General features: G+C 70.7%; 17 protein-coding genes. 13 read left to right on the top strand and 4 right to left on the bottom strand.

Features of this window, described 5'->3' with window-relative positions; translation table 11 throughout:
- Positions 1 to 14: 14 nt before the first annotated feature.
- On the bottom strand, positions 15 to 551 hold the full coding sequence (locus ACIHIX_RS17865) for an HNH endonuclease (RefSeq protein WP_031476758.1): 537 nt from the start codon (positions 549 to 551) through the stop codon (positions 15 to 17).
- 292 nt (positions 552 to 843) lie between these two features.
- Here ACIHIX_RS17865 and ACIHIX_RS17870 point away from each other — a divergent pair, with 292 nt between their 5' ends.
- On the top strand, positions 844 to 1,920 hold the full coding sequence (locus ACIHIX_RS17870; RefSeq protein WP_399956502.1) for a mechanosensitive ion channel family protein: 1,077 nt from the start codon (positions 844 to 846) through the stop codon (positions 1,918 to 1,920).
- A gap of 114 nt (positions 1,921 to 2,034) precedes the next feature.
- On the opposite strand, the gene ACIHIX_RS17875 is transcribed toward ACIHIX_RS17870, so the two are convergent.
- The 3 genes from ACIHIX_RS17875 to ACIHIX_RS17885 all read right to left on the bottom strand — a co-directional run bounded on the left by ACIHIX_RS17875 (position 2,035) and on the right by ACIHIX_RS17885 (position 3,510).
- On the bottom strand, positions 2,035 to 2,175 hold the full coding sequence (locus ACIHIX_RS17875) for a hypothetical protein (RefSeq protein ID WP_399956505.1): 141 nt from the start codon (positions 2,173 to 2,175) through the stop codon (positions 2,035 to 2,037).
- Between the two features lie 379 nt (positions 2,176 to 2,554).
- The gene (locus ACIHIX_RS17880) at positions 2,555 to 3,118 is read right to left on the bottom strand and encodes a hypothetical protein (protein WP_399956508.1); all 564 of its coding nucleotides are present in this window, start codon (positions 3,116 to 3,118) and stop codon (positions 2,555 to 2,557) included.
- On the bottom strand, positions 3,115 to 3,510 hold the full coding sequence (locus tag ACIHIX_RS17885; protein WP_399956510.1) for a hypothetical protein: 396 nt from the start codon (positions 3,508 to 3,510) through the stop codon (positions 3,115 to 3,117). The genes ACIHIX_RS17880 and ACIHIX_RS17885 overlap by 4 nt, the downstream gene beginning before the upstream one ends.
- 483 nt (positions 3,511 to 3,993) lie before the next feature.
- Here ACIHIX_RS17885 and ACIHIX_RS17890 point away from each other — a divergent pair, with 483 nt between their 5' ends.
- The 12 genes from ACIHIX_RS17890 (at position 3,994) to ACIHIX_RS17945 (ending at position 19,774) form a co-directional block, all read left to right on the top strand.
- Entirely contained in the window at positions 3,994 to 4,827 is an 834-nt protein-coding gene (locus ACIHIX_RS17890; RefSeq protein WP_399956513.1) for a hypothetical protein, read from the top strand.
- A gap of 181 nt (positions 4,828 to 5,008) precedes the next feature.
- Positions 5,009 to 6,202: an ROK family protein gene (locus ACIHIX_RS17895; RefSeq protein WP_399956516.1), complete on the top strand. Its 1,194-nt coding sequence runs from the start codon at positions 5,009 to 5,011 to the stop codon at positions 6,200 to 6,202.
- A 44-nt stretch (positions 6,203 to 6,246) separates the two neighbouring features.
- Positions 6,247 to 7,581 carry an ABC transporter substrate-binding protein gene (locus ACIHIX_RS17900; RefSeq protein WP_399956519.1) on the top strand — a complete coding sequence of 445 codons (1,335 nt, stop codon included), beginning with the start codon at positions 6,247 to 6,249 and terminating at the stop codon, positions 7,579 to 7,581.
- Positions 7,582 to 7,583: 2 nt separating this feature from the next.
- Positions 7,584 to 8,525 carry a carbohydrate ABC transporter permease gene (locus ACIHIX_RS17905; protein ID WP_399956521.1) on the top strand — a complete coding sequence of 314 codons (942 nt, stop codon included), beginning with the start codon at positions 7,584 to 7,586 and terminating at the stop codon, positions 8,523 to 8,525.
- 3 nt (positions 8,526 to 8,528) lie between these two features.
- Positions 8,529 to 9,422, top strand: coding sequence for a carbohydrate ABC transporter permease (locus ACIHIX_RS17910; RefSeq protein WP_399956524.1), 894 nt, complete (start codon positions 8,529 to 8,531; stop codon positions 9,420 to 9,422).
- A gap of 7 nt (positions 9,423 to 9,429) precedes the next feature.
- Entirely contained in the window at positions 9,430 to 10,695 is a 1,266-nt protein-coding gene (locus ACIHIX_RS17915; protein WP_399956528.1) for a 6-phospho-beta-glucosidase, read from the top strand.
- Positions 10,686 to 11,657, top strand: coding sequence for an N-acetylglucosamine kinase (locus ACIHIX_RS17920; RefSeq protein ID WP_399956531.1), 972 nt, complete (start codon positions 10,686 to 10,688; stop codon positions 11,655 to 11,657). Before ACIHIX_RS17915 ends, ACIHIX_RS17920 begins: the two co-directional genes overlap by 10 nt.
- A 259-nt stretch (positions 11,658 to 11,916) precedes the next feature.
- A complete protein-coding gene (locus ACIHIX_RS17925; RefSeq protein WP_399957321.1) occupies positions 11,917 to 13,344 on the top strand; it encodes a hypothetical protein in 1,428 nt (475 codons plus the stop codon).
- A gap of 14 nt (positions 13,345 to 13,358) precedes the next feature.
- Positions 13,359 to 14,426 (top strand): glutamate ABC transporter substrate-binding protein, encoded by a 1,068-nt coding sequence (locus tag ACIHIX_RS17930; protein WP_399956533.1) that lies wholly within the window; start codon positions 13,359 to 13,361, stop codon positions 14,424 to 14,426.
- 111 nt (positions 14,427 to 14,537) lie between these two features.
- Positions 14,538 to 15,875, top strand: a complete 1,338-nt coding sequence (locus ACIHIX_RS17935; protein WP_399956536.1) for a hypothetical protein — start codon at positions 14,538 to 14,540, stop codon at positions 15,873 to 15,875.
- Positions 15,872 to 18,412 (top strand): tetratricopeptide repeat protein, encoded by a 2,541-nt coding sequence (locus ACIHIX_RS17940; protein WP_399956539.1) that lies wholly within the window; start codon positions 15,872 to 15,874, stop codon positions 18,410 to 18,412. Before ACIHIX_RS17935 ends, ACIHIX_RS17940 begins: the two co-directional genes overlap by 4 nt.
- Positions 18,413 to 19,774: a PP2C family serine/threonine-protein phosphatase gene (locus tag ACIHIX_RS17945; RefSeq protein ID WP_399956542.1), complete on the top strand. Its 1,362-nt coding sequence runs from the start codon at positions 18,413 to 18,415 to the stop codon at positions 19,772 to 19,774.
- The last annotated feature ends 39 nt before the right edge of the window (positions 19,775 to 19,813 follow it).

The raw sequence follows: 19,813 nt of genomic DNA on the forward strand, positions 1-19,813 counted from the left end.
GGCCCGGATCGTGGTCAGGCAGAGATGCCGTCGATCCGGGCCATCGCGTCTTCCGCGCCGTACGGCTGCAAGTACGGCAGCCAGCGCGGGTCCCTGTGGCCGGTCCCGATGATGCGCCAGGCCAGGCCGGTGGGTGGAGCGGGTTTGTGGCGCAGCCGCCAGCCGATCTCGAACAGGTGTCGGTCGGCCTTCACGTGGTTGCAGCGGCGGCACGAGGCCACCACGTTGTCCCACACGTGCTTGCCCCCGCGGCTGCGCGGGATGACGTGGTCGACGCTGGTTGCGACGCCACCGCAGTACATGCACCGGCCCCCGTCGCGGGCGAAGAGCGCGCGCCGGGTAAGAGGAACGGGCCCCCGATAGGGAACCCGGACGAATCGCTTGAGCCGGACCACGCTTGGTGCGGGGACTGTGACGGTTGCGCTGTGCATGAAGGCGCCGGACTCCTCGAGGCAGACGGCCTTGTTTTCGAGCACGAGGACGAGCGCGCGGCGGAGCGGTACGACGCCCAGTGGCTCGTACGACGCGTTGAGGACCAGGACATGCGGCACGGATGCCTCCTTGGGCGTCGGCGGCGCGTGGCTCGCGCCGGGACGATCTGTAGTCAGTCTCCCCTCATGCCTGGTGGAAGCGCCACCATCTCCCGGTAACGGGCTGGGAGTGTTTTCGACCACACCTGCGACCACTGCTTTCAGCATCCCCAGGTGAGCACGGTCTCTCCCTCGAACATGGCGACGATCCACACACGATGCACCGTTAGTGTGGTGGGCCTGCCGCCCGGTGACCTTTCCGTGACCTTGCCCGTACGCCGGGCGGCGGACGCTGCACCTGGAGGTACCTGCCGTGTCCTTGCCCGCCGTCCTACTGGCCGCGACCGCGACCCCGTCGCCCTCTCCCTCGGAGAGCCAGACCGCGACCGTCCCCTCGCTCCAGGACGCCCAGGAGAGCGCGACGAACGCCGCGAGCTGGGTCGAGCAGAACTGGTCGACCTGGCTGGCGATCGGTCTGCGCGTGCTGCTGATCCTGGTGATAGCGGCGGTGCTGAGAGTCGCCGTACGGCGGGCGATCACCAAGCTGATAGATCGCATGAACCGCACGGTCCAGGCGGTCGACGGCACCGCGCTCGGCGGCCTGCTGGTCAATGTCGAGCGGCGGCGTCAGCGGTCCCAGGCGATCGGTTCGGTGCTGCGCTCGGTGGCCAGCTTCATCATCATGGGCACCGCGGCCCTGATGATCCTCGGCACCTTCGAGATCAACCTCGCCCCGCTCCTGGCGTCGGCCGGTGTGGCGGGCGTGGCGATCGGCTTCGGCGCCCGCAACCTGGTCACGGACTTCCTCTCCGGCGTCTTCATGATCCTGGAGGACCAGTACGGCGTGGGCGACACGATCGACGCGGGAGTGGCTTCGGGCGAAGTGATCGAGGTGGGCCTGCGGGTCACGAAGCTGCGCGGCGACAACGGCGAGATCTGGTACGTCCGCAACGGCGAGGTCAAGCGCATCGGCAACCTCTCCCAGGGCTGGGCCACGGCCGGCGTCGACGTGACGGTCCGCTCGGAGGAGGATCTGGACAAGGTGAAGGCGACGATCGACGAGGTCGCCGAGCGCATGAGCAAGGAAGAGCCCTGGAACGAGCTCCTGTGGGGCCCGATCGAGGTCCTGGGCCTCGACAGCGTCCTGCTGGACTCCATGATCGTGCGCGTCTCGGCGAAGACCATGCCGGGCAAGGCGCTCACCGTGGAGCGCGAACTCCGCTGGCGCGTCAAGCGGGCCTTCGACGCGGCTGACATCGACATCGTCGGCGGCCCGGTGGCGGCGCCCGACCCCGCACCCGACCCCACCGCCGCCATCGCGGCCCCCTCGGCCTACTCCAACACCGCCTCCCCCCAGGCCCAGGCAGCAACACCACTCACCCAGAAGTAGCCACCACGAGACAGGCGGCGCCCGGGGTCCCCCTGAGCGCCGCCTTCTGCCATTCCGCTACAGCACATCGGCCGCGGTCATCCCGCCTCGGCGCCGCCTTCTTCTTTCCTTCCCCTACGGCACGTCGGTTGCGGTCATTCCGCAAAAGCGCACCGGCCCCCGCCATCCCGCCACCGGCCGCCCACTGAGAAGCCGCGCCACGACGCCCAACACCAGCACCAGCACCAGCACCAGCACCAGCACCAGCGTCGGCATACCCCGAGCCGCCGAGCCACGCCGGCCCCAGCCAGCCAACCCCAGGGCACCGCCCACACCCCCAACCGGCCACCGACCAACCCCCTCCCGCGACAAGGTCGGCAGCTGAGACAAGCACCACGACACCCGCCATCGGCAGCAGAGCCGACGCCTGCGCCGGGCTGGGTCGGCGAGCCACGGCGGCCCCGTCAGCGCGGCAGCCCGGCCGGCCCGGGACGTCGCCCAGTCCCGTCAGCGGCGGCAGCCCGGCCGGCCCAGGGCGTCGCCCGCCGCCCCTTCGAGCGAGGTCGAGGCGCCGGCGTCGGGTGGCGCGGTCATCGGGGCGGCATCGTCGTGAAGGCCGCCAGGACGGCCAGCGCCCCGGCGTACGCCTCGCCGATCACCCGCCCGCCCCCGTCAGCCCCAGTTCCCCCGCGACCTGGCACACCGCGACGAACGCCGTGCCTCTGCGCAGGCCCGCCACTCCGAGGTGGCCCTCGTCGGCGCGGAGGTCGACGAGGACCGTGCCGGTGGCCGGGTCGAAGGCGAGGGAGCCGTGGGCCGAGGAGGCGGAACGGCCCGCGCGCCACCGGAACCGGACCTCCTCCGGCCGGCCCTTCTCGGCGATCAGGAACGCCCGCTCGGCGGAGTTCAACCGCTCCCGCATCCGCTCCGGCCAGCCGTCCGAGACGTCCGCCGCGCGCAGCAGATGCCGCTGCCGGTCGTCGAGGACCGCCGCGGAGAAGGTGAGCCCGGCCGTCCGCGACCGGCGCCTGAGCCACCACCACACCAGCGCCGCCCAGACGAGGCTGACGGTGCCCCAGACCAGGACCGCGGTCGCCGCCTCCTGGCCCAGGCCTGCCCAGGTGAACCCGTCGTCCACGAGCCCGGCGAGCAGTTGGACCGCCATCAGGGGCGACTGGACGGCCACGGCCGCCCGCCAGCACGCCATGAGCAGCTTCACGAGCCGTCTCCGCAGGCCAGGGTGTAGGCCTCGGCGACCCACTGCTCCTTGTCGCCCTCCTCGGCGGGGTCGAGGCCGCACCTCAGCGCGGCGCCGCTGTCGCCGTACCAGGTGCTGACGCTGCCGTACACCGTCGTACCGTCGCAGTCCGCCGTGAAGCTCGCTTCGACGGCCCGCACGCCCCAGGCGGACACGAAACGGCCCGAGGCGCCCAGGTAGTCGGCGACGTCGGTGTGTTCCACGGTCGCGGACGACCTACCCGGTCGGGCCACCGGGATCGCGCCCCCGAGGCGTTTGTCGAGGGAGGCCAGGACCCGCTCGGTGGACGGCCCGGCGCCGCTCGTCTCGACCCGCGGCTCCAACTCCCGCACACGGAGCGGCACCAGACGCACGTCCCCGGTCTCCTTGCCCACCGGAGACCGCGATGAGGGTCCGTTCCTGGCTTACCCGCCCCCACCGGATCTCTCCTGGACAGGCGGGCACCGAAGCCGCCCTGGCCACCCGCGCCGTCGCCGCCGAGTCGTCGCCCCCCACCCGGCACCCGCCCACGCCGAAACCCACAGCCGCGCACAACAGCACCGCGGGCACCGCACGTCGAGCCGAGTTGTTCACAGGGTTCCCCTCCCCTTCATGTTCCGTAGCCGGATGACAGAGCAGGAACCTGTGAAGCGAACACCCTCCACCTGCGAAAAGGCATGATCGTGATGAACTCGTGACGGCTCCGGAACCAGGCCCCGGACCCCGCGCCGTAATTAATGATGTTCACAGCCCACCCGCATTCCCTCCACACCCCCTCCCGGCTAGGTTCGATCCGTCAGCGGGCCCTTGTTCTGGAGCGCAACGCCCAGGGGCCCGCTTCGAATGTGGGGAAACACATGAGAATGCTCGCCATCGGCGCCGCCGTGACCGGCGCCCTGGCTCTGTCCGCGCTGGCCGTGCCCGCCGCACAGGCCGCCACGCCGGACCTCGTCTTCGCCGACGTGACCGTCAACAACGGCAAGGCGATCACCGTCGGCACCTCGAAGGAGGTGGAGGTCCCGGTGACGTACACCCTGACCCGCCCCTCCGATCTGACGATCGACTACAAGAACAACGCCGCCGGCGTCATGATCTACCGCGGCGGCCTCGCGACCTCCGACAACGTGATCGAGGGTTCGTCCTCGCCGACCTGCACCACCACGGCGACGACCGACACCACGGTCACGGAGTCCTGCTCCGACACCTTCAGCATCGACCCGGAGTACGACCTCTTCGAGGCCGCGGACGCCACCACCTGGACGGTCGGCGGCTTCTACGGCCAGATCAACGCGGACGACGACGACTCGGACGACCACATCAGCCTCGAGTACGGCTACGCGGCCTGGGGCAACAAGGGCAGCGTCCAGCTCAAGCGCGCCGCGAAGGTCACCGTCAACGCCTCGCCGGAGCCGGTGAAGAAGGGCAGGACCATCACGGTCACCGGCAAGCTGAGCCGCGCCAACTGGGAGACGGGCTCCTACTCCGCCTACACCTCACAGAAGGCCACGCTCCAGTTCCGCGCCAAGGGCTCGGACACCTACAGCACCGTCAAGACGGTGACGTCCTCGACCACCGGCGCTCTGAAGACGACCGTGACGGCGTCGAAGGACGGCTACTACCGGTACGTCTTCGCGGGCACGTCCACGACGGCCTCGGCGAAGGCGACCGGCGACTACATAGACGTCCAGTAGTCACAGCCCCCCTCCCACCGCCCCGGCAGGTAACGACTCCGTTTCCCGCCGGGGCGGTTTCTTCTGCCCCTCTTGACTCCCCCTCGGTCCAGACCTATGTTCCTCGCATCCGATAGGAAACCTTCCTAACAGTCACAATCCGTAGAGTCTGCTGCGGAACAGTCCCGGGAGAGGGGTACACATGGCCGGCACCCCGCGCACACTCCGCGCGATGAACGACCGCGCCGCCCTCGACCTCCTGCTGGAGCACGGGCAGCTGTCCCGCACCCGGATCGGCAAGCTCACCGGCCTGTCCAAGCCGACCGCGTCCCAGCTGCTGGCCCGGCTGGAGGCCGCCGGACTGGTCCTGGCCGGCGGCACCACCGAGGGCAGGCCCGGCCCCAACGCCCAGCTGTACGAGGTGAATCCGGCCGCCGCCCACGCGGCCGGCCTCGACGTCACCCCCGAACGCGTCCTCGCCGCCGTCGCCGACATCACCGGCCGCACGGTCGGCTCGTACGAACTGCCCACCCCTGGCAGGCGAACCGGTACCCCGGTCGTCCAGCAGGTCACCGACGCCCTCGACGGCGCCACCAAGGCGGCGGGTCTGACCCGCGCCGACGTGCACCGCCTCGTCATCGGCACCCCCGGCGCCTTCGACCCCAACACCGGCCGACTGCGCTACGCCTCCCACCTCCCCGGCTGGCACACCCCGGCCCTCCTCGACGAGATCGCCGCCGCGCTGCCGATGCCGGTGGAGTACGAGAACGACGTCAACCTCGTCGCCGTCGCCGAACAGCGGCTCGGCGCGGCCCGCGGCCATGAGGACTTCGTCCTCCTCTGGAACGAGGGCGGTCTCGGCGCCGCGCTCGTCCTCGGCGGCCGGCTGCACCGCGGCTGGACCGGCGGCGCGGGCGAGGTCGGCTTCCTGCCGGTGCCGGGCACCCCGCTGGTCCGGCAGGTCACCAAGGCCAACAGCGGCGGCTACCAGGAGCTGGCCGGTTCCCAGGCCATCCCCCGGCTCGCCCGCGAACTCGGCGTCGACGACATTCCGAGCGGCCCGTACGCCGAGGTCGCCGCCGCCCTCGTCGCCCGCGCCGCACACTCCGAAGACCCCGCCCACCAACAGCTGCTGGAGACGTACGCGACCCGCCTCGCCACCGGTCTGGCCTCGCTCGTCTCCGTCCTCGACCCCGAACTCGTCGTCCTGAGCGGCGCTTCCCTCACCGCCGGCGGCGAGCCGCTGCGCTCACTCGTCCAGTCCGAACTGGAGGAGCTGGCCGCGGCCCGCCCCCACCTCGTCGTCGGCGACGTATCCGAACAGCCCGTGCTGCGCGGCGCGCTGGAGAGCGCGCTGGCGGCCACCCGCGACGAGGTCTTCGACACCTCGCGCTGAGCCCCTCCTCCCATCCCCTTTCCCCGCCCCAGGGAGACTTCGCCATGCCCAACCGTGCCCGAACAGCTGCTTTTGCCCTGCTTTCTTCCCTCGCCCTCCTGACCACGGCGGCCTGTACCGGCCAGTCCACCTCCGGCGCAGACGACGACGCCAACGCCGAGACGACGATCAACTTCTGGCACGCGTGGAGCGCACCGAACGAGGTGAAGGCGGTCAAGTCCCTGATCGCCGGCTTCGAGAAGGCGCACCCCAACATCCACGTCAACGTCGTCGGCAACATGACGGACGACAAGATCAACCAGGCGCTGCGCGCGGGCGGTTCCAAGGCGCCCGACGTGATCTCGTCCTTCACCACCAACGCCGTCGGCAAGTTCTGCTCCTCCGGCGCCCTGGTCGACCTCAACCCGTTCTTCGAGAAGGCGGGCGTCGACCCCGCCAAGACCTTCCCGACGGCGATGAACGAGTACACCCAGTTCGAGGGCAACCGCTGCACGGCCCCCCTGCTCGGTGACGCGTACGGCCTCTACTACAACAAGACCGCGTTCCAGAAGGCCGGCATCGCCTCCCCGCCGAAGACCTGGTCGGAGTTCGAGTCCGACGCGAAGAAGTTGACGATCCCTCAGGGGGACAGCTTCAAGCAGCTCGGCTTCATGCCGAACTACCACGGCTGGGAGACCACGACCGAGCACTACATGGGTCAGTTCTCCCCCACGTACTTCGACAAGAGCGGCAAGTCGACGGTGGCGACGGACCCGGCGGTCGCCGCCGCCTTCACCACGCAGAAGAAGCTGGTCGACGAACTCGGCGGCTACACCAAGCTGGAGAAGTACCGCTCCAAGCTGGGCGACGAGTGGGGCCCCAAGCACCCCTTCCACACCGGCCAGGTGGCCATGCAGCTCGACGGCGAATGGCGCCTCGGCATGGCCCTGGAGGCCAAACCCGACTTCGAGATCGGCGTCGCCCCGCTGCCCGTCCCGGACGACCGGGCCGACCAGTACGGCAAGGGCTACATCACGGGCACGATCACCGGCATCGCCGCCACCAGCAAGAAGCAGAACGCGGCCTGGGAACTGGTCAAGTACATCACCACGGACACCGACGCGGTGGTGGACTTCTCCAACGCCATCCACAACGTGCCGTCGACCCTCGCCGCCCTGAAGTCCCCGAAGCTGAAGTACGACCCGCGCTTCAAGACGTTCCTGGACATCGCGGCGAACCCCGACTCCACGACCAGCCCCGCCTCCCTCAACGGCGGCGTGTACCTCACCACGATCCAGAACCTGGGCTACGACTACGAGAGCGGCAGGACCAAGAACCTCAAGGCGGGTCTGGCCGCCGCGGCCCAGCAGATCGACACGGACATCGCGCAGGCGAAGTAGCCATGAGCACCGTCACGTTGGCGTCAAAACGCCGCCGAGCGGCCCTGCGTACGGCCGCCTTCATGTCCCCCTGGCTGATCGGCTTCGCGGTCTTCTTCGCGTACCCGATGATCTCGACGCTCTACTTCTCCTTCATGCACTACGACGGCTTCAGGCCGCCGACATGGAGCGGGACGAAGAACTGGACCTACGTCTTCGAGCACTACCCCTACTTCTGGCCCGCACTGCGCAACACCCTGTGGCTGGTGGTGATCACGGTGACCCTGCGCGTCCTCTTCGGACTGGGCATAGGTCTCCTCATCACGAAGATCAGGACCGGCACGGGCGTCTTCCGCACCCTCTTCTACCTGCCCTACCTGGCCCCGCCGGTCGCGGCGACGATGGCCTTCGCCTTCCTCCTCAACCCCGGTACGGGCCCGGTCAACTCGATCCTGGAGAAGATCGGCATCCCGGCCCCGGGCTGGTTCAACGACCCGAACTGGTCCAAGCCGGCCCTCACCCTCCTGTTCCTGTGGGGCGTGGGCGACCTCATGGTCATCTTCATGGCCGCGCTGCTCGACGTACCGAAGGAGCAGTACGAGGCGGCGGAGCTGGACGGCGCCTCGTCCTGGCAGCGCTTCCGCTACGTCACGATCCCCAACATCTCCCCGATCATCATGTTCGCGGTCGTCACCGGCGTGATCGCGGCGATGCAGTGCTACACCCAACCCCTCGTCGCCGGGAAGGTCGCCTCGGGCGTGATCCAGGGCGCGGGCACCATGTTCGAGCCCGGCTACCCGGAGAAGTCGACCCTCACCCTCCCCCAACTCGTCTACAACCTGGGCTTCCAGCGCTTCGACTACGGCTCGGCCTGTGTGGTCGCGCTCGTCCTCTTCGCCCTCTCCATGGCCTTCACCGCGTTCCTGATGCGGCGCCGAGGCGGCCTGATCCAGGCAGGTGACTGACAGATGACCCAACTACTGGACAGGCCCGTGGAGTTGAAGGAGACGACCTCCCCGGCCGAACGCACGGCCCGCCGCAAGGCCCTCCTGGAATGGATAGCGATCCACTCCCTCGGCATCGCGGCCGCCCTCTTCTTCACGCTCCCCTTCGTGTTCGTCTTCCTGACCTCGCTCATGAGCGACGACCAGGCCCTGAGCCGCGACCTCGTCCCGCACACCTGGGAGTGGTCCAACTACCAGAAGGTCTTCGACACCCCGGGCTTTCTGACCTGGTGGAAGAACACGCTGCTCTACGCCGGCGCCGGCACCGTCCTCGTGGTCGTGTCGTCGATCCCCGTGGCGTACGCGCTGGCCAAGTTCCGCTTCCGGGGCCGCAACCTCTCCCTGATGCTGGTCATCTCGATGATGATGCTGCCGCCCCAGGTGGTGGTCATCCCGATGTACCTGTTCTGGGCGAAGCAGCTGGACCTCTCGGGCACCCTGTGGCCGCTGATCATCCCGCTCGCCTTCGGGGACGCGTTCTCGATCTTCCTCCTCCGCCAGTTCCTGATGACGATCCCGGGCGAGTATCTGGACGCGGCGAAGGTGGACGGCTGCGGCGATCTGCGCACCCTGCTGAAGGTCGTCCTCCCCATGGCGAGGCCGGGCATCGCCGCGGTGGCCCTCTTCCAGTTCTTCAACGCCTGGAACGACTACTTCGGCCCCCAGATCTACACCTCGGAGAACCCCGGTGCCTGGACCCTCAGCTACGGCCTGGAGTCCTTCAAGGGCGCCCACCACACCGACTGGAACCTGACCATGGCCGCGACCGTGCTGGTCATGGCCCCCGTGATCCTCGTGTTCTTCTTCGCGCAGAAGGCGTTCGTGGAGGGTGTCACGCTCACCGGAGTAAAGGGTTGAACACCGAATGAAACTCACCGTGGTCGGCGGAGGCTCGACCTACACCCCCGAACTCATCGACGGCTTCGCCCGTCTGCGGGACACCCTGCCCATCCAGGAACTGGTCCTGACGGACCCGTCCACCGACCGCCTGGACCTCATGGGCCCCCTGGCCCGCCGCATCTTCGCGCGCCAGGGCCACCCGGGCCGCATCACGACCACCGCCGACCTCGACGCCGCCGTGGAGGGCGCCGACGCGGTGCTTCTCCAGCTCCGCGTGGGCGGCCAGGCGGCCCGGCAGCAGGACGAGACCTGGCCCCTGGAGTGCGGCTGCGTGGGCCAGGAGACGACGGGAGCGGGCGGTCTGGCCAAGGCCCTCCGCACGGTCCCCGTGGTCCTGGACATAGCGGAACGGGTCCGCCGCACCAACCCCGACGCCTGGCTGATCGACTTCACCAACCCGGTGGGCATCGTCACCCGGGCCCTCCTCCAGGCAGGCCACAAGGCAGTCGGCCTGTGCAACGTGGCGATCGGCTTCCAACGCAGGTTCGCGGCCCTCCTGGACGTCGCCCCGTCCGAGATCCACCTGGACCACGTGGGCCTGAACCACCTCACCTGGGAGACCGGCGTACGGCTCGGCGGCCCCGACGGCAAGGACGTCCTGCCCGAACTCCTCGCGAAGCACAGCGAGTCGATCGCCACCGACCTCCACCTGCCCCCCACCCTGATCAACCGGCTGGGCGTGGTCCCGTCCTACTACCTGCGCTACTTCTACGCACACGACGAGGTCGTCCGCGAACTGCGCACCAAGCCGTCCAGGGCCGCCGAAGTAGCGGCGATGGAACAGGAACTGCTGCACCTGTACAGCGATCCCACCCTCGACGAGAAGCCGGCCCTGCTGGCCCGACGCGGCGGCGCCTACTACTCGGAGGCGGCCGTCGACCTGGCGGCGGCCCTGCTGAGCGGAGGGGGAAGCCCGTACCAGGTGGTGAACACACTCAACCGGGGCACCCTGCCCTTCCTGCCCGACGACGCCGTGATCGAGATCCAGGCGGCAGTCGACCGCAACGGGCCCCGCCCCCTCCCCGTGGCCCCCGTGGACCCGCTGTTCGCGGGGCTGACGGCACACGTCACCACCTACGAGGGCCTCGCCCTGGAGGCGGCCCTGCACGGCGGCCGGGACCGCGTCTTCAAGGCCCTCCTCGCCCACCCCCTGATCGCCCAGTACGAGTACGCCGAGACCCTCACCGACCGACTGATCGCACACAACCGGGAGCACCTCGCGTGGGCATGACGGCACGTGTCCTCGCGATAGACGCGGGCAACAGCAAGACGGACGTAGCCGTCCTGGCCCCCGACGGCACGGTCCTGTCGACCGCCAGAGGCGGCGGCTTCCGCCCCCACGCGGCAGGCACCGAGCAAGCCCTCGACACCGTGGCCAAAGCCGTGACCACGGCCTTCACCACCGCCGGAGTCAGCACAGCCGACCACCTCTCGGCGTGCCTGGCGAACGCGGACTTCCCCTTCGAGGAAGAACAGCTGACCACCGCTCTGCGCGCCCGCGGCTGGGCCACCACCGTCAAGGTCCGCAACGACACCTTCGCCATCCTCCGCGCCGGCACCACCGAGCCAAGAGGCGTGGCCGTGGTCTGCGGCGCCGGCATCAACTGCGTGGGCATGCGCCCCGACGGCCGCACCGCCCGCTTCCCCGCCCTCGGCCGGATCTCCGGTGACTGGGGCGGCGGTTGGGGCCTGGCGGAAGAGGCACTCTGGCACGCGGCGAGAGCGGAGGACGGCAGAGGCGAGCCCACCACCCTGACCCGCACCCTCCCCGCACACTTCCACCTCCCCTCCATGTACGCCCTGATAGAGGCCCTGCACCGAGAACACATTGAGCCCGCCCGCCGCCACGAACTGACCCCGGTCCTCTTCACCACGGCTGCGGCAGGCGATCCGACAGCCCGCGCCCTGATAGACCGCATGGCCGACGAGGTAGCGACGATGGCCACGGTGGCCCTGACCCGCCTGGACCTGCTGAACGAGGAGACGCCGGTGCTCCTGGGAGGCGGAGTCCTGGCCGCGGCCCACCCCCAACTGGACACCGGCATACGCACCTTGCTGTCAGCCCGCGCACCAAAAGCCGTACCCCAGGTGGTCACGGCGAGCCCGGTACTGGGCGCGGCACTCCTGGGCCTGGACGACGTAGAGGCCCCCACGGCGGCCCAGGCAAGAACAAGACAGCACTACGAACCCTGAACCCCCACCGCCCCGCACCCTCCCCACCGGGAACCGAACAGATTCCCGCCGCGTGTGAATGGGCAGGGGGTGTGCGGGGCGCTACGTTATGCCGGATTTCCGGCACCCACGCTGCGATCCGATCAAGATCCAGTGAAGGCCGGTGCGCATTGTCGGTCCCGGCAGCGATACTTGCGGCGACAGATGACCATGGGGGAGGTCAACAGTGACACACCCGCCGAAAAGCAGCGCGGCACCACCGAACACCGGCATGCCCACCATGCCGGCCGTACCACCGCAACAGACCCCGCAGGCGAACGGCACCCCCACCCCTGCCGCCGCCCCGTCCACCATGCCCACGCCCACCGCCGGGGAACCCCGCCGCACCGCGTTCGCGGAGGGCTTCGACCGCCTGCGCCACGCGGCCACCACCGAACCCGGCCGCCTGCGCATCATCGGCGCGTTCCTCGCCGCCCTCGTCATCGCGTTCGGCGCCGTCACGGCCTGGCAGACCGCGGAGCGTGCCGCCGCGGCCGACGACGTCCTGCACAAGAGCCAGCCGCTCAGCAGCGCCGCGGCCGACATCTACCGCAGCCTCGCCGACGCGAACACCGCCGCCTCCAGCGGCTTCCTCGCCGGTGGCCAGGAGACGCCGACCTCCCGCGAGGTCTACGAGGAGGACATCGACAAGGCGGCCTCCGGTCTCGTCAAGGCCGCGGCGAACTCCGACCCCGACTCCCCGGCCGCGGCGACGGTCGCGAAGCTCAACCGTCTGCTCCCGGAGTACAAGGGCCTGGTGGAACGCGCCCGCACCTACAACCGCCAGGGCTTCCCGGTCGGCGGCGCGTATCTGCGCTACGCCAACGACAAGATGCAGCACGACATGCTCCCGGCGGCGGAAGACCTCTACACCAGCGAGAACCAACGCCTGCGCGCCGACTACGACGACGCGACCCCGTACCCGTGGGCGGCGATAGCGCTGGGCGTCGTGGCGCTCGCCGCCCTCGCCTGGGCCCAGCACCGCAACTACCGCCGCACGAACCGGGTCATGAACCACGGCCTGGTGGCGGCGACAGCCACCGCGACCGTCGTACTCCTGTGGCTGGTTGTCGGCCACAGCATCGCCCGCGCGGGCCTCAACGACTCCTACGACCACGGCGTCCGTTCCCTCAACGTCCTGCACGACGCGCGCATCGCGTCGCTCAAGGCGAGGGGCAACGAGAACCTGACGCTGGTCGCGCGCGGCGCGGAGACCGTGACCGTCAAGAACGCGAAGGGCGAGGACGAGGTCAAGGACGCCTACGACAACACGTTCCAGCAGAACATGAAGACGCTGGGCGCGGGCCTCGCCGAGGCGGCGAAGCTGGCCGACGACAGCTCCGGCGAGAAGCCGGTCACCGCGGCGGAGAGCAACATGGTGGAGTGGCAGAAGCGCCACGCCACGGCCCGCGACGAGGACGACCGCGGCAACTACGAGGCGGCGCTGAACCGGGTCATCGGCCCCGAGAACGCGACGGGCGAGTGCTTCGACAGCGTCGACGACAATCTCGCCAAGGCGATCGCGCACGAGGAGTCCGAGTTCGAGCAGGCGGCCGGCGACGGCCTGGACGCGATGACGGGTCTGTCCGTGGGCGCGGCGGTGCTCGCCGTCCTGGGCGCGGCCAGCGCGGTCCTCGGCATCGGCCGCAGGCTGTCGGAGTACCGGTGAGAGGGGGCGTGACGATGAACGTACGACGTCTGCGGGCCGGCCTGCGGGGCTGGGGCGGTGTGGCCGCGATGGCGGTGGTCTGCGTCCTCGCGCTCGCGTTCGTGCTGCTGCTGCCGCTGACGCAGTCGAAGGGCGCCGACGGCACCGCGACCAAAGGCCCCGGCGTGGCCCACGGCAGCCAGGCGCGGGCCGAGGACGACCCGTGTCAGGACCCGCAGATCAAGAAGGCGCCGGAGAAGCAGACCCTGTCGCCGTCGGGCGCGGACGGCGACACCATCAAGAAGATCAAGGCCCGGGTGGGCGACGAGCGCAAGCTGATCGTCGGCGTGGACCAGAACAGCTACCGCTGGGGCTACCGCAACCCGAACGCGGGCACCAGCGGAACGCTGGAGGGCTTCGACATCGACCTGGTGCACCGGATCGCCGAAGAGATACTCGGTGACCCGAACGCGGTGCTGTTCAAGGCGATCCCCACCAACCAGCGCATCCCGGCGCTCCAGGAGGGCCGGGTCGACATGGTGGTGCGCACGATGACCATCAACTGCACACGGCTCGGCCAGGTCGCGTTCTCCGCCCCGTACTTCAAGACCGGCCAGCAGGTCCTCGCCCCCAAGTCCTCGACGATCACAGGGTATGACGACACCCTCGCCGGCAAGCGGATCTGCACGGCGGAGGGTTCGACGGCCAACACCACGCTGACGGACGACCAGAAGGCGGGCGGGCTCACCGCGAAGGCGGAGATCGTCAAGCCGGTGCCCAACCAGCTGGACTGCCTGGTGCGGCTTCAACTGGGCGAGGTGGACGCGGTGGTGACGGACGGCGCGCTCGCCGCGAGCCAGGCGGCCCAGGACCCGACGGTCCAGCTGAAGGGCGACCCGTTCACGACCGAGTACTACGGCGTGGCGATGAACCTGAAGGCGGACGATCTGGTACGCCGGGTCAACCAGATCCTGGCGGACTACCGCAAGGACACCGCGGACGGCTGGCAGGCGTCGTACGACAAGTGGCTCTCGGCGACACTGGACAAGGACTCCGCGAAGTCGAAGCCGCCGACACCGGCGGAGTACCTCCGCACGAGCTGATACGGACACAGGCAGGCACAGACAGGCACAGACAGGCACCGACAGGCACCTGAACGGCGAGCACGGCGAGCAACCACCCCCAACAACCAGACCAGCAGCGAGAGGTGATCGATGGGCGTCACGGGACCCCCCGCCGGGCCGGTGATGGACCGGGACGAGGTGGACCGTGCGCTGGCGCGGCTGGGCGCGGAGTACGAGGCGATCGAGACCTCGCTCCTCGCCCTGCAGGACCACTCCGGCCGCAGGCTGCTGGAGGGCGCCGCGCTCACGGGCGTCACCAGGGAGCGCTGGACGGCCGCGGAGGCGTCCATCACGCTGCTGTGGGCGTACTTCGACGCGTACACGGACGCGTTGCGTACGGCCCGCACCATCCGCTCCCGCCGCCGCTGGTCCAGCCGTGAGGACCTGGTGGAGCTGACGGAACTGCTGCGCGGCTCGTCGGTGACGGTGGCGGGCAGCGCGACGGCGACGGCCAACGCGCCCACGCTGCACGGAAATTCCGGCAAGCTCAGCGAGCAGTTCAGCCTCGCCGCGCTCGTCGACCGGATGAACGAGCTGTACGCGACCTCGCTCGACATGGTCGTCGCCGCCGACGCCGTCTGGTCGGCGCTGCCCGCGCGGATAGATTTACTGGCAGCGGAGCTCCAGCGCACCCGTAAGCTCGCGCACTCGGTGGGCGTCCGTCCGGGCGAGCACCCGGCGGGCGACGACCTGGAGCGCATCACGCGCACGCTGACGACCCTGCGCGAGCAGGTGGTCTCCGACCCGCTGGCCTACTGGAACCCCACCCCGGGCAGTTCGGCACCGGGCGGCGGGCGACCCGACACCACGGTGTACGACCGGGAGGCGCGTGCCCTGGAGGACGTACGCCGGGAGATCGACGCGGTGCTGACGGTCCGCCAGGACGCGGAGCAGCGGCTGGTCCGGCTGCGTGACGTGCTCTCCCGTGCGGACCGCACGCTCGCCGAGGCCCGCACCGCGCGCGGTGAGGTGCTGGCGAAGATCGCGGCCACGGAGGTGCCGGTGGTCAGCGGTCCGCCGACCGTGCTTCAGGAGCAGCTGGCGACCGCCGCCGAGTACCGCAGACACGCCCAGTGGCACCGTCTGTCCCCGCTCCTGGAGTCCCTGGAGCAGAAGGCGGAGGACGAACTGCTGCGGGCCCGCGAGTCGTTGACCGCGGTCACCCAGCCATTGGCGGTCCGCGCGGAGCTGCGTGGCCGCCTCGACGCGTACAAGGCGAAGGTCGCCCGGCACGGGCTCGCCGAGGATCCGTTCCTGATCGAGCGGTACGACGCGGCGCGCCGCATGCTGTGGAGCGCGCCCTGCGATCTGCGCGTCGCCGAACAGGCCGTGCTGCGCTACCAGCACGCGGCCGCCGAACTGCTCCGCGCCCCGCGGGTGCCGGAGCAGAGCGGTCCTGAGGACCGTAGGGGGGAGGCCCAGTCATGACTCAGGCAGCACAGCAGACCTGTCAGCGGCCAAGCTGCGGCGGGTCGTACGAGGATGTCGGCGGCGGTGAGCTGTACTGCGACACCTGCGGACTCGCGCCGGTGGTGTCGGCGACCGGCATGGTGGGTTCCCCGCCGACCGGGATCACGGGCGGCGGCAAGGGTTCGCGCGGTTCGGGCAGCGCCAGTTCACGCTCCGGCAGCAGCCGCAGCACGTCCCGCAGCACCTCGCAGTCGTCGAAGTCCCGGCGCTCCGTGTCGGGCCGCCTCTCGCGTGCCCTGTCGGGCCGGTCGACGAGCCGGTCGGTGTCGGTGCGCAGCTCGGGTTCCGGCACCGGGGCGAGTACCCGGGGCCGGCTGGGCGCCGGTCTGGTCGAGGTGCCGGGCGTCCCGCGTCCCGATCCGCGCGAGATGGTGCTGGAGAACCCCGAGGTCCCCGAGCGCAAGCGGTTCTGCTCCCGGTCGGACTGCGGGGCGCCGGTGGGCCGGGCACGCGGCGAGCGGCCGGGGCGCACGGAGGGCTTCTGCACCAAGTGCGGCAACCCGTACTCGTTCGTCCCGAAGCTGACGTCCGGCGACATCGTGCACGGCCAGTACGAGGTCGTGGGCTGTCTGGCGCACGGCGGCCTCGGCTGGGTCTACCTGGCCGTCGACCGCGCGGTCTCGGACCGCTGGGTGGTCCTCAAGGGCCTGCTCGACACCGGCGACCAGGACGCGATGGCGGCGGCGATCTCCGAGCGGCGCTTCCTCGCGGAGATCGAGCACGCCAACATCGTGCGGATCTACAACTTCGTGGAGCACCTCGACCAGCGGACGGGTTCGCTGGACGGGTACATCGTCATGGAGTACGTGGGCGGCAAGTCCCTCAAGGAGATCGCCAACGGCCGCCGTACCCCGGCCGGCAAGCGCGACCCGCTCCCGGTGGAACAGGCCTGCGCGTACGGCATCGAGGCCCTGGAGGCGCTCGGCCACCTCCACAGCCGCAACCTCCTCTACTGCGACTTCAAGGTCGACAACGCCATCCAGACCGAGGACCAGCTCAAGCTCATCGACATGGGCGCGGTCCGCAGGATGGACGACGACGAGTCGGCCATCTACGGCACGGTCGGCTACCAGGCGCCCGAGGTAGCCGAGGTCGGCCCGTCGGTGGCGTCCGACCTCTACACGGTCGCCCGCACGCTCGCCGTCCTCACCTTCGACTTCCAGGGCTACACGAACGTCTTCGTGGACTCCCTGCCCGACCCCGACAACATCGAGGTCTTCCGCCAGTACGAGTCCTTCTACCGTTTCCTGGTCCGCGCCACCGACCCCGACCCGGCCCGTCGCTTCGCCTCCGCCCAGGAGATGGCCGAGCAGCTGACCGGTGTGCTGCGCGAGGTCGTCTCGCTCCAGACGGGCCGGGCGCGGCCCGCGCTGTCGACGCTGTTCGGTCCCGAACTGCGGGTGACGGACACGGAGTTGTTCCCGAAGCTGGACGGGGAGGTGTCACGGCTGGGGGCGCGGGTGGTCGTTCCGCGGCGTCGGCCGTCCGGCACCGCCGCGCTCGCGTCCGCCGCCGTGGGCGGTGGCGCCGTCCCGACGCTCGGGAGCATGGTGGCGCTGGTCAAGCCGGTCGGGACGCCGGCCGCGGCGCTGGCGCTTCCCGTTCCGCGGGTCGACCCCGCCGATCCCAACGCCGGTTTCCTCGCCGGGCTCATGGCGACCGCCGCCGCGGAACTGCTGGGGGCGCTCGCCGCCGCGCCGGCCCCGTCGGTCGAGACGCGGTTGCGGCAGATCCGGGCGTGGCTGGAGAACGGCGACGCGCACACCGCGCTGGAGGCGCTGGCGCGGGTGGAGGACGAGCGGCCCGACGACTGGCGGGTGGTCTGGTACCGCGGGGTCGCCGCCCTGGTCACCGGGGACCACGAGGCGGCCGCACTCGCCTTCGACGCGATCTACGACGCCTTCCCCGGCGAGCCCGCGCCGAAGCTGGCGCTCGGCCTGTGCGCGGAGGTGCTGGGCCAGCTGGACAACGCCGCCGAGTACTACCGGCTGGTCTGGGCGACCGACCCCAGCTATGTGAGCGCCGCGTTCGGGCTCGCGCGGGTCCAGCTCGCGGCCGGGGACCGTCGTAGCGCCGTGGGGACACTGGAGTCGGTGCCGGAGAGCTCCATCCACTACACCGCCGCCCGCGTGGCCGCCGTACGGGCCCGGCTGCGTCAACGCACACCCGGCGCCGGTGACGTACCGTTCCTTGACGACCTCACCGCAGCCGCGGGGCAGGTCGAGGCGCTGGACGCGTACGGGCTGGATCCGGCGCGCCGGGAGCAGTTGTCCGCCGAAGTCCTCGGCTGCGCCCTGGACTGGGTACTCTCCGGTGGCCGGGGCGCCGACCCGGCGGCCCGTCGGGTGCTGCTCGGCAGCGAACTGGACGAGCGGGGACTCCGCTTCGGCCTGGAGCGTTCGTACCGCACGCTGGCCCGGCTCGCGCGGGGCGGCGAGGAGAGGATCGACCTGGTGGAACGTGCCAACCGTTACCGCCCCCGGACGTGGGTGTAGTTGATGTCGCAGATGCCCCAGCAGGCCGCCCTGACGAACTGCCCGAGCTGCGAGGAGCCGCTCGAGTCGGGTGACCGCTTCTGCGGTGCGTGCGGATACGACCTGTCCGCCGTACCGGCCCACCCGGACGACCACCCGACGCTCGCCGTGAACGGCTCGGCGCCGGTGGCCGCGCCGTCACCGGCAGCGGACGGGGGCGCCCCCTGGCCGGCCGCGCACGAGCCCGCCGGCGCCGACACCCCGCCGGCGACCCATCTGCCGACGGATCTGACGGGCATCGACTCCGGAGACTCCGGTGGCCACGGCCTGGCCGTGCCGCCCCCGAGCGGCTCCCCCGTCTCCCCGGCCTCCGGGGTGCGCTTCGACCGGCCGTCGGAGCCGGACGAGTACCCGCTTCAGGCGCCGGACCCGCGGGTGACCGCCGAGACACCTACCCCGGCGGAGGGCGTCAAGGTGTGCGTGGCCTGCCGTGCGGGCCGGGTCGACCACGACGGCTACTGCGAGAACTGCGGGCACGCCCAGCCCCGCGAGCGCGACCACATGGAGCAGGAGTGCGGCCCGATGGCGGCCGTCAGCGACCGCGGTCTGCGCCACCACCGCAACGAGGACGCGTTCGCCGTCGGCACCGCCGCCCTGCCCGACGGTTCGCCCGCCTCCGTGGCGATCGTCTGCGACGGCGTCTCCTCAGCGACCCGCCCCGACGACGCCTCCCTCGCCGCGTCCCGGGCGGCGAGCGAGTCCCTGCTGGCCGCCCTCGCGCGCGGCACCCACCCGCAGCAGGCGATGCACGACGCGATCGTCGCCGCCTCCCGCGCGGTCAACGCCCTGGCCGCCGAACCGCAGACGGCCCGTGAGCACGCCCCCCACCAGAACGCCCCGGCCTGCACGATCGTCGGCACCGTGGTGACGTCGGGACTGCTGGTCGTCGGCTGGGTCGGCGACAGCCGCGCCTACTGGGTGCCGGTGGACCGCACCTCGCTGCCGGCCCGGCTCACCGAGGACGACTCGTGGGCCGCGCAGATGGTCGCGGCGGGCCTGATGAACGAGGCGGAGGCGTACGCCGACGAGCGCGCCCACGCGATCACCGGCTGGCTCGGCGCGGACGCCTACGAACTGGAGCCGCACACCGCTTCCTTCAAGCCGGACCGGCCGGGTGTAGTGGTGGTGTGCACCGACGGACTGTGGAACTACGCGGAGGCCGCGCAGGACATGGCCGAGGCCGTACCGCTCGATGCCGCCGTGCGCCCCCTGCACGGCGCGCAGGTCCTGGTCGGTCACGCCCTGGACGGCGGGGGCCACGACAACGTAACAGTGGCCCTCGTGCCGTTCCCCGCCCCTTCGCAGGGGGCAGGATCGGCCTGAGGCCGATTCGTACGGGGAATGCCTCGACGGACCGGAGGG

Origin of the sequence: Streptomyces sp. NPDC051913, assembly GCF_044593635.1 — a bacterium.
Taxonomy (GTDB): Bacteria; Actinomycetota; Actinomycetes; order Streptomycetales; family Streptomycetaceae; genus Streptomyces.